The 12,806-nt window shown below is 70.5% G+C and carries 11 protein-coding genes and 2 pseudogenes; 2 read left to right on the top strand and 11 right to left on the bottom strand.

Going from position 1 to position 12,806, the window contains the following annotated elements; translation table 11 throughout:
• Window positions 1–3 precede the first annotated feature (3 nt).
• The 5 genes and pseudogenes from ACIQHQ_RS07485 to ACIQHQ_RS07465 all read right to left on the bottom strand — a co-directional run bounded on the left by ACIQHQ_RS07485 (window position 4) and on the right by ACIQHQ_RS07465 (window position 3,821).
• Entirely contained in the window at window positions 4–1,047 is a 1,044-nt protein-coding gene (locus ACIQHQ_RS07485) for an ABC transporter substrate-binding protein (RefSeq protein ID WP_402610790.1), read from the bottom strand.
• Window positions 1,048–1,208: 161 nt separating this feature from the next.
• A complete protein-coding gene (locus ACIQHQ_RS07480; protein ID WP_402610789.1) occupies window positions 1,209–1,301 on the bottom strand; it encodes a putative leader peptide in 93 nt (30 codons plus the stop codon).
• 153 nt (window positions 1,302–1,454) lie between these two features.
• Window positions 1,455–1,814, bottom strand: a pseudogene (locus ACIQHQ_RS07475) (TSUP family transporter); the annotation flags it as partial.
• Window positions 1,815–2,008: 194 nt separating this feature from the next.
• The gene (locus ACIQHQ_RS07470) at window positions 2,009–3,238 is read right to left on the bottom strand and encodes an acyl-CoA dehydrogenase family protein (RefSeq protein ID WP_402610788.1); all 1,230 of its coding nucleotides are present in this window, start codon (window positions 3,236–3,238) and stop codon (window positions 2,009–2,011) included.
• Window positions 3,239–3,251: 13 nt separating this feature from the next.
• Window positions 3,252–3,821, bottom strand: a complete 570-nt coding sequence (locus ACIQHQ_RS07465; protein WP_402610787.1) for a winged helix-turn-helix domain-containing protein — start codon at window positions 3,819–3,821, stop codon at window positions 3,252–3,254.
• Between the two features lie 548 nt (window positions 3,822–4,369).
• On the opposite strand from ACIQHQ_RS07465, the pseudogene ACIQHQ_RS07460 reads away from it, so the two are divergent.
• Both ACIQHQ_RS07460 and ssuE read left to right on the top strand, forming a co-directional pair.
• Window positions 4,370–4,604: pseudogene (locus ACIQHQ_RS07460) on the top strand (LLM class flavin-dependent oxidoreductase); the annotation flags it as partial.
• A gap of 405 nt (window positions 4,605–5,009) precedes the next feature.
• Window positions 5,010–5,567: an NADPH-dependent FMN reductase gene (gene ssuE, locus ACIQHQ_RS07455; RefSeq protein WP_402610786.1), complete on the top strand. Its 558-nt coding sequence runs from the start codon at window positions 5,010–5,012 to the stop codon at window positions 5,565–5,567.
• Window positions 5,568–5,882: 315 nt separating this feature from the next.
• On the opposite strand, the gene ACIQHQ_RS07450 is transcribed toward ssuE, so the two are convergent.
• From ACIQHQ_RS07450 to ACIQHQ_RS07425, 6 genes are read right to left on the bottom strand one after another with little or no spacing between them, the layout of a single operon-like run.
• Entirely contained in the window at window positions 5,883–8,624 is a 2,742-nt protein-coding gene (locus tag ACIQHQ_RS07450; protein ID WP_402610785.1) for a fumarate reductase/succinate dehydrogenase flavoprotein subunit, read from the bottom strand.
• A gap of 17 nt (window positions 8,625–8,641) precedes the next feature.
• Window positions 8,642–9,430 (bottom strand): ABC transporter ATP-binding protein, encoded by a 789-nt coding sequence (locus ACIQHQ_RS07445; protein WP_402610784.1) that lies wholly within the window; start codon window positions 9,428–9,430, stop codon window positions 8,642–8,644.
• Entirely contained in the window at window positions 9,414–10,289 is an 876-nt protein-coding gene (locus tag ACIQHQ_RS07440; protein ID WP_402610783.1) for an ABC transporter permease, read from the bottom strand. The genes ACIQHQ_RS07445 and ACIQHQ_RS07440 overlap by 17 nt, the downstream gene beginning before the upstream one ends.
• The gene (locus tag ACIQHQ_RS07435; RefSeq protein ID WP_402610782.1) at window positions 10,286–11,629 is read right to left on the bottom strand and encodes an ABC transporter substrate-binding protein; all 1,344 of its coding nucleotides are present in this window, start codon (window positions 11,627–11,629) and stop codon (window positions 10,286–10,288) included. The genes ACIQHQ_RS07440 and ACIQHQ_RS07435 overlap by 4 nt, the downstream gene beginning before the upstream one ends.
• A gap of 15 nt (window positions 11,630–11,644) precedes the next feature.
• Entirely contained in the window at window positions 11,645–11,872 is a 228-nt protein-coding gene (locus tag ACIQHQ_RS07430; RefSeq protein ID WP_016437651.1) for a ferredoxin family protein, read from the bottom strand.
• Window positions 11,873–11,914: 42 nt separating this feature from the next.
• Window positions 11,915–12,703 carry a GntR family transcriptional regulator gene (locus tag ACIQHQ_RS07425; RefSeq protein ID WP_402610781.1) on the bottom strand — a complete coding sequence of 263 codons (789 nt, stop codon included), beginning with the start codon at window positions 12,701–12,703 and terminating at the stop codon, window positions 11,915–11,917.
• Window positions 12,704–12,806 lie beyond the last annotated feature (103 nt).

Genomic DNA, 12,806 nt, shown 5'->3' with positions numbered 1-12,806 from the left:
GGATCAGCTCCCGCTCTTCGCGGCGGAGGACTTCTTGTCGTCGTTGAACTCATTCGTGTAGAGGTCCGACAGCGTGACCTGGCCCTTCTTGATGTCGCCCCGTTCGGCCAGCCAGTCGACCCACAACTGGAGTTCCTCGCCGGTGATCCGGCCCGCCGTCTCGGCGACGCCGTAGGACCGCCAGAACTTCAGCGGTGCCGTGTCCTCGTTGCGGCCGCGCTTCTTCACGATCTCCGTCATCCGGTCGACGACTTCCTCGTGCGGAGTGGAACGCGACCACTCGATGGCCCGCCCCACGGCGGTGACGAAGGTCCGGGCCGTGTCGGGGTTCTGCTTCAGGAAGCGGTCCGTCATCACGTACGTGCCGGCGCTGAACGCGCCGAGCAGCTGGTAGTCCGTGAACAGCGGGCGGACGCCGCCGTTCTCCAAGGCCTTGTCGCGCAGGATGCCGCCGAGTACTGCCACTTCGATCTGCTTTTGGCGCAGGGCCTGCTCGGTGTTGACCGGGGGCACCACGAGCGGCTCGACCTTGTCGATGTCCGCCTGGGACAGACCACCCCGCTGAAGGTAGATGTCGAGCATGGCCTCGGAGTGGGCTCCGAGGGTGTTCATCCCGACCTTCTTGCCGATCAGGTCCCGGGCCGAGCGGATCGGGCTGTCCTTGAGGACGTAGAAGCCGTTGTAGGCGTACTTGTCGGCGCCGTAGTAACTGATGACGGCCTTGATGGGAGCGTTGTTGGCGGCCAGCTTGACGACCGCGCCGTTGAACGCGCCGCCGAAGTCGACCTGGCCCGTGGCCGCGGACTGGATGTCCTGCGGCCCGCTGATCGTGTTGCCGACCCACTTCAGCGTCACGTCCTCCAGATAGCCGAGATCCTCGGCCAGTTCGGGCAATGTGACCTGACCTGCCCAGCCCTGGTATCTCAGCGTCCTGGTCTGGTCCTTTGCGGCAGGTACTCCGGACGCGGACGTGCCGCAGCTCACCGACACCGCCGAAAGACCGAGCAGGGTGAGGAAGTGGCGTCGGGTCGATGCCGTCGTGGCCATGGAAAGGTCCTGTTCAGGAAACGGGGCAAGGAAAGGCAGACGTCGAACGGCGGAGAAGAGACTTCAGCGGAAACGGCTATGAGGAGGGCGACGTCTGTTGAATACAGCGGCTCGCGCAGAAGCCGACTGTGAAATGGAGCGAAGGGGGAGAGCTATGCCTGTCAGCGGGTTCGGCGACCGATGGCACAGATGGCGCTGGCCTGACGTCGCAGATCGACGTGCAGTCGCGCGGCGAGGATCTCGGACTTGCTCACAGCCAAGAGAGTCGCAGCGAAATCCAGCCGGGTCAATGTCGCTTGCGTATACGTCTCATGTTCTCAATAGTCCGCCATGCGAATGAAGCGCGGTGTTCACAATTCTCCGGAAGGACGGTGGTGTGGTGACTGCCGGGTGCGCCGCCATCGCCGTCAGCGCAGTGAGTGCGCGGCGTAGCGGGCACCCAAGACGGTGGCCAGGGGGCCGAGCAGGTTTCGGGCAGACGAGGTTGCAGGTGTGGCCCGAGGTGGCCGCCGATCAGTCCGCCGAGGCCGCAGGCCAGACCGAGGTACCGGTCAGGGGCGATGTCACCGGAGTCCGTCAGGGACAGCAGCGCGAAGACCGCGGCCCGGTCACGGAGGTGGCGAACGTGGAGGCGAGAGCGTCCGGTGCCACGCGGGCGACGGGCGTGCCCCGGCCGACCAGTATGGGGCCGAGGAAGATTTTCCGCTGATCCCGTGGATGCTGCCGACGGTCCCGACGACCAGGGCCAGTCCGGTGATGCAGCCCGGTTGACCATGTCACGGCAGGCCTCTGATGCGAATGTCCGGCCTGTATCGCCGCCGTCCTCCCCGCTGCCGGCCCACAGGGCTGCTGAGCACCCCGACAGCGAGGGATCCTGGCAGCGGATCAGTCGGCTCAGGCACGGGCGGGACCGCGGAATCGATCTCCGGAATCGGTCTCTTCGAACGTCCCCGCCTCCCGATCAGGCGGGCAGGACGAACGGAGGGTGGGCGCCGGTGAGGAAGTACTCCCCGACATCGCGGAGTCGGTGGGTCACGGGCTCGTACAGGGTGTGGGTTCGGGCATTGCGCCAGAACCGGTCGAAGCCCAGCCGCGTGGAGATGGAGCGGGCGCCGACGATATCGAGGGCGCGGGTGGTGGACTCCTGCGCTGCCCCGGCCGCGGCGGTTTCGGCCATGGCCACGAGAGCGGAGATGTCCGCGGACTCGTCATAGGTGAGGTCTTCGCCGCGCTCAAGGCCGCCCCGCACGGCTTCCAGTGCCTGATCGGTGAGTGCCGACGCGGAGCGGGTGAGGACGGTGAGTTCCCCGTAGGCGGTCTGCACGTGCGGGTCGTGCGGGGTAGCGGCCGGCCATGCGGGGTGCCAGGCTACGTGGCCCGTCCTGCTGTACTCACGGGCTTCAGCGAGCACTCCCTCGGCCATGCCGAGAAGGACTTGGGCGGAGAAGAGACGCCCGACCGGAGACGCCAGCGCGGCCCAGGGCGACAGCAAGTCCTCGTCCGCGGACAGGGAGCCGAGTACGTCCTCCGTGTCCACCAGTACGTAGTCGAACTCCACGCTGCCGCCGGCCGCGAGCCGCTGGCCGAAAGTGTCGGCGTCACCGTCGATCGCCACACCGCGACGGGCGGGATCCACCACGACGGCGAGTGGTTCGCCTGTGTCCTCCCGCACGGCGCGCACGGCGAGACGATCCGCGACCAGGACGCCGGTGGAGTAGCTCTGCCGACCGTCGAGCACCAGTCCCTTGGAGGTCCTGGCCAGCTTCAGAGGCGGCTCCTGACACGCGAAACCGCCGCCCCAGCACCACTGTTCGGCTGCGGACCGCTCGTCCATCTGCGCGGCGAGGGCGGGCCCGGCGAAGAACCGGGCGCTCCCCGACAGGAAGTAGTGACAGCCGAGCAGTTGACCGATCGCGCCGTCGGCCGCGGCGATCTCCCGGACGACGGCGTAGGCCGTGGGCCAGTCCGCGCCGCCCCCCTTGGCCTCGGCCGGCGTCAGGAGCGTCAGCAGTCCCGCCTCGCGCAGCCGGGACACCTCGTCGATCGGGGCCTTGCCCGCCTGCTCCCTGGCAACGGTGTCCGTGGCCAGGTCGTCCGCCGCCTCGCGGGCCACGTGCAGCCAGTGCGCATGGCCGGGCCCGGTCCGGTCGCACGGCGAGACGGCGCGGGACGGCGCGGAGGCAGGGCCCATGGAAGTCGTCTCCTCAAGATCGGCGGAAGTGTGCGGAATGGGGGCTCTCCTGCTGCGCGGGCACGTACTTGTAGCCCACGCGCCGGACGGTGACGATCCGGTGCCGGTGATTCTTGCCCAGCTTGCGGCGCAGACGGGCGATGTGGACATCCACGGTGCGGCCGTCGCCGATGTGGTCGTAGCCCCAGACGGCGGCCACCAGCCGATCACGCGTCTGCACGTGGTAGGGATACTGAACGAGATGCGCCAGCAGCTCGAACTCCAAGTAAGTGAGGTTGAGTTCACGTCCATCGACCTCGGCGACATGTCGCGCCGGATCGATGCGGACGGCGTCGTCTGCCGTCCGCCGGACGGGGGCCGAGCCTGCGGCGGCGACCGGTCGGATCTCGGGCCGAGGCCTGTCCTTGGCGAAGAGCTCGGGGGGATCGGTGCCCTCGGGGACGAGCACGAGGTAGCCCACGAGCGGCGCGGAAGTATGTCCCTGGGTGTCTCTCCGAGCGTTATCGCCCACGAGGCGAAGATGGGGTGTGTCGGAGAGGAGCGGATCAGGTGGGGTGGCCTGGGCTGGAAGCGCCGTGGTCATGGCGGTTGTCCCTCAGAAGTGTGTGGGGCCATCAGGCGCAATGGGTGAATTCGCCTGATCGCCCGGGAAGGGGGGAGCGGAGCGGCACGGGCAAAGGTGCGATTCGCGTGCCTTACGCGCGGCAGCAGGCGGCACTGACGACGTGACCAAAGTCGACATGCCGACGACGAACGAGTCGTTGCTGCTTACGGGACATGTCCATCATCCTGTGCGCCCGCGGCGGACACAGTCAAGGCTTCCCTAGTAATTCCGTAGGAAAAGCAGGGAAGGTCTCACGCCTTGAGAGGTCGGCCGTCGATCGGAGACGTTGTCGTCTGGGCCTCGGTGGCCCTCGGGAGGGCAGGAGCGCGCGGGCGGCCGCGTCGTTCTGGCGGAGGGCCGGCGTGTTGGTGCGGGGCGGGCGAAAGCGGCGGCGGCCCGGCTGTTGGTGGGGGCGCCGAGGGCGATGCGGCGGGGATGAGGGCCGGCGCAGGGCGGGTCGATGACGTGGCCGTCTGTGGGGGAGACCGCGAGCAGGCCGGAGCGGTGGGTGTGTGTGGGGGGCGATGCCGCAGGCGCTGCGGGTCTCCGGCGAAACTCGCGGACGGGATCATGTCCCTGCTCGCCGGACCGCGTGCCCTGGCCGAGCACATCGTCCCGGGCGTCACGGCCGCTGCGGAGGCGGCGGGCCGTCCGGCACCGCGCATCGTGGCGTTCGTCCTCGCAGTGGTCACCGCGGATGTCGAAGCCGTGCGGGAGACTGCGACCGAGACGCTCGCGTTTTTCCGCGAGCAGTTCCCCTCCTGCCGGCATGGTTCAAGGGAAACCCTGTCACAACCTCGTGAATACCGACTCTCAGGATGTGGAATCACGGCCCGGAATTCTTGACCGGCAGGACTCCCCGCTGGTTGTATCGGCGACATGAAGCGACAGGACCTCACGCGTCGACGCCACGTCGACCTCGCGCGTGTCTTGAGCTCCTGCTGTCGCTGTCGCGTCTGAGCGCGCCCGAGGAACCCCCCCCACCGCTCCGTCTGCGATCTCCTTCTGTGAATTCCGATCCAGGCCGATTTCTGTCGCTCGCTCGCGCTGTCGCCCCGTTGCGATGACGACTTTCCCGGGAACGCCGCTCCATCGTGCCTGAATTCCCCAGGAGCTCATCGGCCCTGCCCGCAGCAGTATTTCCCGTCTGAAGCGAAAGGTCCTTACATGGCCACCATCCTCTCCGTTTCCGGCAGCCCCTCCGCCACCTCCCGCACCGCACGTCTGCTGCGCCACTTGGACGACCGCCTCACGTCCCACGGGCACGACGTGATCCCGCTGGACGTGCGTACGCTCCCCGCCGAGGCCCTGCTGCACGCCGACTTCGGTCACCCGGCGATCGCCCGGGCCACCGCCCTGTTCGAGCAGGCGGATGGCGTCGTGATCGGCACTCCCGTGTACAAGGCGGCCTACTCCGGCCTGCTGAAGTCGCTGCTCGATCTCCTGCCGCAGTACGCGCTGACGGGCAAGACCGTCCTCCCGCTGGCGACCGGCGGCTCCACCGCGCACGTCCTGGCCATCGACTACGCCCTGCGCCCCGTCCTTGCCTCCATGGGCCCCGCTCACATCACCCCGGGCTGGTTCACGCTGGACAAGGACATCACGGCTGGCGACGACGGCACGCTGACCGTCGCACCGGGCTCGGCCGAAGCCCTCGCGCAGGTCACGGACCAGTTCTCCGCCGCGCTGGGCGGCCGTACCACGGTGCTGGCGGCGGCCGGATGAGCGCCGAGACCGTCATCGCCGACGACACCGAGGCTCTCGCCGTCGCCGCCGAACTCGCCGCGGTGCCGCAAAGACCGTGCTGTCGGCGCTGTTGGGGCCGCGTACCGCCCCGTTCGGCCTGACCAGCCCCACCGCGCCCGGGGTGACCAGGACGTACACCACGGGGGAGCGGCTCTCGGACGAGGACGTGGACGCCCGGGTCTTCTCCGGTACCCCCCCGGTCGGCCGACGAGGCGGGGAGCAGGCTCGGCACGAACGTGGCGCGGTACGCCCTGCGGAACGCGGGACGTCTCCTCGCCTCACGGTAGGACGCGGTCACAGCGCCCGCGCCGCATAGGCCCTGACGTCCGCGTCCGAGTCCGTCGTCGCGGCGGCCAGGGCCGCTCGGGCGTCCTCGGTGGCACGGTGGCGGGTCAGGGCCAGTGCGGCGGCCTTGCGGACGTCGGCGTTGGCGTCGGCGAGGGCCTTGGCGAGTGCGGGGACCGCGACGTCGGCAATCGTGGCGGACAGGGCGGTGGCGGCGCCGGCGCGCACCTGCCAGGCCGGGTCGGCCAGGGCCGCCTCGGCGCGGACGGCCAGGGCGGCCGGGCAGCCGACCGTGCCCAGTGCCTCGTAGGCGGCCCCACGGACCAAGGCGTCGGGATCGTCCACGAGTTCCGCGAGGGCCGAGTGGGTCAAGGCCGGGTCCGGGCCCGCGGTGGCCAGGGCCTTGGCGATGGTGACGCGGACCTCGCGTGACGGCTCGACGGCAGCCGCGCGCGCCAGCTCTCCGGCGGCGTCGACCGACACGAGCGCTCGCACGGCCGCGATGCGGACAGCGATGTCGGAGTCCGACAACAAGTCCGCGAACAGCTCCACATCGCCCAGGCGCAGGGCGCGCAGCACATCCAGTGCGGTGGCACGGACAACGGGGTCGGCCTCGGACAGGGCGGCGGCGAGGCCGTCGCGCAGGGCCGGTTCGGGGGACAGTGTCTCGACGAGTTCCCGCAGCGAGGCGGCCGCGGCGGCGCGGACGCCGGCGTCGGTGTCCGTCAGCGCGGCGGCCAGTGCCGGTCCGGTGCCTGGTGGCACGGTCTCCGTCAGGACCGTGACGGCCGTACGGCGCACTGTCGGCTCTGGGTCGGTCAAGTAGGGCGTGAGAGCGGACAGCTCGGGCTCGCCTTCCGTGAGGGAGAGGAGGTCGAGCAGGCGAGGCGTGGCCGGCGTGTCGGCGTCGGCGCCGGCGTGGGCGGGTGTGGCGGTCGCGGTGGGATCCTGCCGCAACGCCACCGGCGCCGCTTCCCGGGCCCCCGCGGTCGCCACCTGTTCTGGGTGGACCTCGCCGAGATGACGGGAGGGGCCGCCGACGGGGGCGAAACCGTCGACCGGGACCAGGAAGGGGGCCACGGGGCGGGCCGTGAACTCCATCGCGCCCGTGGGGGACTTGCGCAGATCGAGGTGGTGGAACCAGGACGCGTCGTCGCGCTGTGGGTGGTCGAGGCGGTCGTGGTAGAGGCCCCAGCGGGACTCCGTGCGGGCCAGCGAGGCGCGCGCGGCCATCTCCGCGCAGTCACGGATGAAGGTGACCTCGGCGCAGCGCATCAGCTCGTGCGGGGTGCGGGCGCCCATCGCGGCGGTGTCGGCGCGCATCCGCTCGAACGCCTCCAGGGCCAGGGAGAGGCGGGCGCCCGACTTCGGCGGGGTCACGTAGTCGTTCACGAAGCGGCGCAGCTTGTACTCGACCTGGGGCTGCGGCGGGCCGTCGGGGTTGCGCAGGGGACGGTAGATCAGCTCGTGCGCTTCGCGGAGCTGGTCCAGGGGCAACTCTCCGTCATATCGCGTGTACTGGGCCGCGTCCGCGCCGGCCAGGTCCCCGAAGACGAAAGCGCCGATCATGTAGTTGTGCGGCACGCAGGCCAGGTCCCCGGCGGCGTACAGGCGAGGAACGGTCGTACGAGCATGGTCGTCGACCCGTACACCCGAGGCCGAATGGCCACCGCACAGCCCGATCTCCGAGATGTGCATTTCCACGTCATGGGTGCGGTAGTCGTGGCCACGGCCGGCGTGGAAGGTGCCGCGCGTGGGGCGCTCCGTCGAATGCAGGATCGACTCCAGCGCCGCGACCGACTCCTCCGGGAGGTGGCTCAGCTTCAGGTACACGGGGCCGCGGTCGCTCGCCACCTCCGCCGCGAACTCGGCCATCATCTGGCCCGACCAGTAGTCGGAGTCGACGAAGCGTTCGCCGCGCCGGTTGACCTGGTAGCCGCCGAAGGGGTTGGCGACGTAGGCGCAGGCGGGGCCGTTGTAGTCCTTGATCAGCGGGTTGATCTGGAAGCACTCGATGCCGGTGAGCTCCGCGCCCGCGTGGTAGGCCATCGCATAGCCGTCGCCCGCGTTGGTGGGGTTCTCGTACGTGCCGTACAGGTAGCCGGAGGCAGGCAGGCCGAGACGGCCGCAGGCACCGGTTGCCAGGATCACCGCGCCCGCGCGGACGGTGACGAACGCGCCGGTGCGTGTGTGGAAGCCGACCGCGCCCACGGCACGCCCCCCGGCGGTCAGCACGCGCACCGGCATCACCCGGTTCTCGATCCGGATCCGCTCCCGCATCTCGCGCCGCCGCAGCTGCCGATACAGGACCTTCTTGACGTCCTTGCCCTCCGGCATCGGCAGCACGTAGGAGCCGGAGCGGTGGACCTGGCGGACGGCGTACTCGCCGTGCTCGTCCTTCTCGAACTTCACGCCGTACGACTCCAGGCGCTGCACCATGGCGAAGCCACGGGTGGCGGTCTGGCGGACTGTGGACTGGTCGACGATGCCGTCGTTGGCGCGGGTGATCTCGGCGACGTAGTCGTCGGGCTCGGCGCGGCCGGGGATGACCGCGTTGTTGACGCCGTCCATGCCCATGGCGAGCGCACCGGAGTGGCGGACGTGCGCCTTTTCCAGCAGCAGGACGCTCGCACCGTGCTCGGCGGCGGTCAGGGCGGCCATGGTGCCGGCGGTGCCGCCGCCGATGACGAGGACGTCGCAGGTCAGTTCCTCGGCGTCGCTGAGGGCGGGGATCTCCAGGGAGGTGTGCACGGGGTCACCAGGGCCTTTCAGGTACCGAGCGAGGTGAGGACGTCGCGACGCAGGGCTACGCGCACCGGGTCGTCGTGGGCGGCGCGCTCGCGCGGGCGGGGCACGTCCCGTACGGCGAGCAGCCGGCCCGCGCCGAGCAGGGCGACGCGGTCGCCGAGGAACAGGGCCTCGTCGACGTCGTGGGTGACGAAGACGACGGTCGCGCCCGTGCCGTGCAGCACCTCCACCAGCAGGTCCTGCATGCCGGCGCGGGTCTGGGCGTCGAGGGCACCGAAGGGTTCGTCCATGAGGACGGCGCGCGGGCGTCCGGCGAGGGCGCGGGCCAGCTGGGCGCGCTGGCGCTGCCCGCCGGAGACGCGGTGCGGCAACTGACGTTCCTGGTCGGCGAGTCCGACCCGCTCCAGCCAGGCCTCGGCCTGTTCCCTGCGCAGCGTGCGCGGCATTCCCTGGATGGCCAGGGGCAGTTCTACGTTGGCACGCAGGGTGCGCCAGGGCAGCAGGGCGTCCTCCTGGAAGACCAGCGCCCGTTCCGCCCCTGGGCCGGTTACCGGCCGGCCGTCCTGTTCCACCGCACCGTCCAGCGTGGGCAGCAGCCCGGCGAGGGTGCGCAGCAGGGTCGACTTGCCGCAGCCGGAGGGGCCGACGACGGTGAGGATCTCGCCAGCGGCGACGTCCAGGTCGATGTCGGCCACCGCCGGGGCGTCCGGTCGGCCGAGCGTGGCGCTGCGGAGGGTGAGGCGGGTGCCGCGCGGGCCCGCCGGCGCGGTCGGCGCCTCGGCCGGCCTGGTCTCAGACGAGGTGCTCATCGCGTGCCTCCTCGGCCTTGCTGGGTTCGATGGTGGAGGCCTGGGTTCGTGCGGGCCGGGGGCGAGCGCTGGGGACGTACGACGTGCGCGGCAGCCAGCGGGTCAGACGGCGGCCGACCAGCTCCACGGCGGTGGAGGTCAGCCAGCCGAGCAGGCCGATGGTGACCATGCCGACGAAGACGCCTGGGTAGTTGACGATCGTGTAGTCCTGCCAGGTGCGGTAGCCGACGCCGTACTGGCCGGAGATCATCTCGGCGGAGATCACGCAGATCCAGGACACACCGATGCCGACCGACAGGCCGCCGAAGATGCCGGGCAGCGCGCCCGGCAGGATGACCGAGCCGAGGATCCGCCACCGGCCGCCGCCCATGGTGCGCACTGCCTCCTCCCACACGGGGATCAGGGCGCGAACCGCGTGCCGGGTGGAGACCAGCACCGGGAAGAAGGCGGCGGTGAAGGTGATGAAGACGATGCCTTGTTCGTTGGAGGGGAACAGGAGGATCGCGACGGGGACCATGGCGATGGCCGGGATAGGCCGCACGATTTCCAGGACCGGGCCGAGCAGGTCCTCAGCGAGCCGCGAGCGGGCCACGAGCACGCCGGTGGCCACGCCCAGGACGGCGGCGAGCAGGAAGCCGGTCACGATCCTTGTGAGGCTGTCGATGAGGTCGGTCCAGTAGTCGGGGCCGGCGAGCCGGTCGGCGAAGGCCCGGGCCACGTCGGTCACCGTCGGGAACTGCGAGAAGCGCATCCACAGGTTCACGTCGAGGGTGGTCAGCAGTTGCCAGAGGCCGAGGGCGGCGGCCAGTGAGCCGGCCCGCAGCGCGAGGCGGCCCGTTTGCCGGGGGTGACGGCTCACGAGGCCCGTCCCAGGGCGTCCGCGTATGTGATGACCCGGGCGCCACTGTGCCCGGCCACGTAGGCCCGCGCGGTGGCCGGAGCGACGAAGGGCAGCAGCTGCTTGCCGTCCGCCACCCAGACGGCCTTGTCGGCGAACCAGAGGGTGCCGGTGGTGGCGTCGGGTACGTAGGCGGCGCGGATGTCGTCCTTGTGCTCTGCGACATGGGCGAGGACCTGGGCGGGGGAGGTGAAGCGCCGGGTCTTCGTGGCGGCCTTGGGCCAGACCTCGCTCGCGGCGGCGGGCGGGGTGGCGGCGAGCCGCTGCGCGTAGCCGGCGCCGAGGGCCTTCTTGACGTACTGGTCGTCGACGAAGGAGTCCACGTCGATGTCGCCGGTGAGCTTGGCCGCCTTCAGGACCGCCACGTCCTGCTCGAGTGCGGAGACGAGCTGCGGCTTGACGGCCGGGTCGAAGGTGGCGATGCCGTGGGCGCCGTTGTAGAGGTAGACGACCTCCGCCGGCAGGCCGGTGGCCTTCGCGACCCTCTCGGCGGCCTGAACCGGATGGGCGTTGAGGTAGTCGGTCGCCTCTGCCTGGGCCTTCAGAAACGCCTCCAGCACGGCCGGGCGCTGCTGGGCGAAGTCCTCGGGGGTGGTGACGCCGTGGAAGGTGGGCAGATCCAGCTGGGCGCCGTCGTAGAGCGCCTTCGCCTTGCCCTGGTAGGCGAGCAGGCCGGGCCATGCGACGAACTGCGAGAGCGCGTCCGCGCTGCCCGCCGCCAGGGCCGAGGCGCCCACCGCGGGCTGCTGGTTCAGCTTCTCGATGCCTTCGTCCGGATCGATGCCGACGCGCTGCAGTGCCCGTACGAGGGTGCCGTCGGCGGCGGAGCCGACGCTCGTGGAGACCTTCTTGCCCTTGAGGTCCTTCAGGGAGCTGAGCTTGGACTCCGGTGGGACGACGACCGTGTTCAGGCCGCCCTTGAGGTTGTAGCCGGTGACCGAGACCAGGTGGGTGGGCTTGCCCAGCTGCTTGCCGCGGGCGGCGTTGATGAGCAACGGGAAGTCGCCCATCGAGCCGATGTCGATCTTCCCCGCGGTCATCTGGGCGGTGATGGGGGCGCCGGTGGCGTAGTCCTGCCAGTCGACCTTGTACGTCTTCCCGTCCTGGAGGGCGTTCAACTGCTTCTCGAAGTAGCCGAGGGAGCGCAGCAGGGTGCCGGCCGTGACCGTGTTGATGGTCTTGGACTGGTATCCGACGGTGACGGTCACCGTGGAGCCGCTGCCCGCCTCGGCGCTGCCGCCGCAAGCGGACAGGGGGAACAGCAGAGCGGATGCGGCGAGTGCGGCTGCCGTGCGATTCATGGGAGTTCGGGCCTCTCAGCGGAGCAGATAGGGCATGTTGACCGTGACGGCTCCGGTGGGACAGCGGGCCGCGCACGGGCCGCAGTACCAGCACTCGTCGACGTGCATGTACGCCTTGCCGCTGCTGTCGTCGATGGCGAGGGAGTCCAACGGGCACATGTCCACGCAGAGCGTGCAGCCGTCGATGCACTTGGACTCGTCGATGGTCACGGGCACGTCGGCCCGCTGGGGCGCCAAGGGCATGGCTGTCTCCAGGAAGGTCGTGCTGAGGGGAGCGGGTGGTGTCTACAGGGAGCGGTGCAGCAGGCCGCTCATCGTGATGCGGTCGCCGCGGAAGCGGATGAACTCCAGGTCGACCGGGCGGCCGTCCGCGAGGTGGGTGAGCCGTTCCAGCATCAGGACGGCCGCGCCGCGGGGGGCTTCCAGGACGGTGGCCGAGTGGGCGTCCGCGTTCACCGCCTCCAGGGTGATCTCGGCGTGGCCGAGCCGCCGGCCGGTGGTGCTTTCCAGGAGGCGGAATACGTCGGTGTTCTCCAGATCGGCGCCGAGCAGGGAGGTGCCGATGTCGAGGGGAATGTAGGTGAGGTCGAGGGAGAGGGGAAGGCCGTTCAGGCGGCGCAGGCGTTCGACGTAGAGGACGTCGGCGCCGGGTGGGATGTGGAGGCGTTCGGCAACGGGGGCGGGTGCGGGGGCGGGGCCCAAGGTGCGGACCTCGTTGGTGACGTAACCGTGTTCGCGCAGGGTTTCCGCGAGTCCCATCAGGCGGTCGAGTCCGTGGGGGTACTTCTGGGCGACGACCACCGTGCCGACGCCGGGGAGGCGTTCCACCAGGCCCTCGGCGCGCAGGAGGTCGAGGGCCTGGCGGACGGTGTTGCGCGAAGCCCGGTAGTCGGTGGCCAGGGTCGACTCGTGCGGGAGCGTGCCGGCAGGGAAGCCCCCGGTGAGGAGCTGGTGGCGTAGCAGGTCGGCGAGCTGGCGTGCCCGGTCCGCGCGCAGCCGACGCCGCGTGCGCTGGGCGGCGACGGTGGGCGCGCCCTGGCCGGCGTGGTCTCGGATGCGGTCGGTGGGCGGCATGGCCGGAACCATACCTTTCCGGTAGGGATAGTGGTGTTGCGAAAGTGTTGCGCCACTTGACGCATCGCCGGATGCGCGCTGACCTCGGCTTTTCGGCAGGTGG

The organism is Streptomyces sp. NPDC092370 (assembly GCF_044755265.1).
Taxonomy (GTDB): domain Bacteria; phylum Actinomycetota; class Actinomycetes; order Streptomycetales; family Streptomycetaceae; genus Streptomyces.
This window is presented reverse-complemented; position numbering and strand designations above follow the sequence as displayed.

Excerpts from the sequence above, each read along its gene's own strand:
- ACIQHQ_RS07485 (WP_402610790.1), bottom strand. The coding sequence starts at position 1,047 with ATGGCCACGACGGCATCGACCCGACGCCACTTCCTCACCCTGCTCGGT.
- ACIQHQ_RS07470 (WP_402610788.1), bottom strand. The coding sequence starts at position 3,238 with ATGGGCCCTGCCTCCGCGCCGTCCCGCGCCGTCTCGCCGTGCGACCGG.
- ACIQHQ_RS07465 (WP_402610787.1), bottom strand. The coding sequence starts at position 3,821 with ATGACCACGGCGCTTCCAGCCCAGGCCACCCCACCTGATCCGCTCCTC.
- ssuE (WP_402610786.1), top strand. The coding sequence starts at position 5,010 with ATGGCCACCATCCTCTCCGTTTCCGGCAGCCCCTCCGCCACCTCCCGC.
- ACIQHQ_RS07445 (WP_402610784.1), bottom strand. The coding sequence starts at position 9,430 with ATGAGCACCTCGTCTGAGACCAGGCCGGCCGAGGCGCCGACCGCGCCG.
- ACIQHQ_RS07435 (WP_402610782.1), bottom strand. The coding sequence starts at position 11,629 with ATGAATCGCACGGCAGCCGCACTCGCCGCATCCGCTCTGCTGTTCCCC.
- ACIQHQ_RS07430 (WP_016437651.1), bottom strand. The coding sequence starts at position 11,872 with ATGCCCTTGGCGCCCCAGCGGGCCGACGTGCCCGTGACCATCGACGAG.
- ACIQHQ_RS07425 (WP_402610781.1), bottom strand. The coding sequence starts at position 12,703 with ATGCCGCCCACCGACCGCATCCGAGACCACGCCGGCCAGGGCGCGCCC.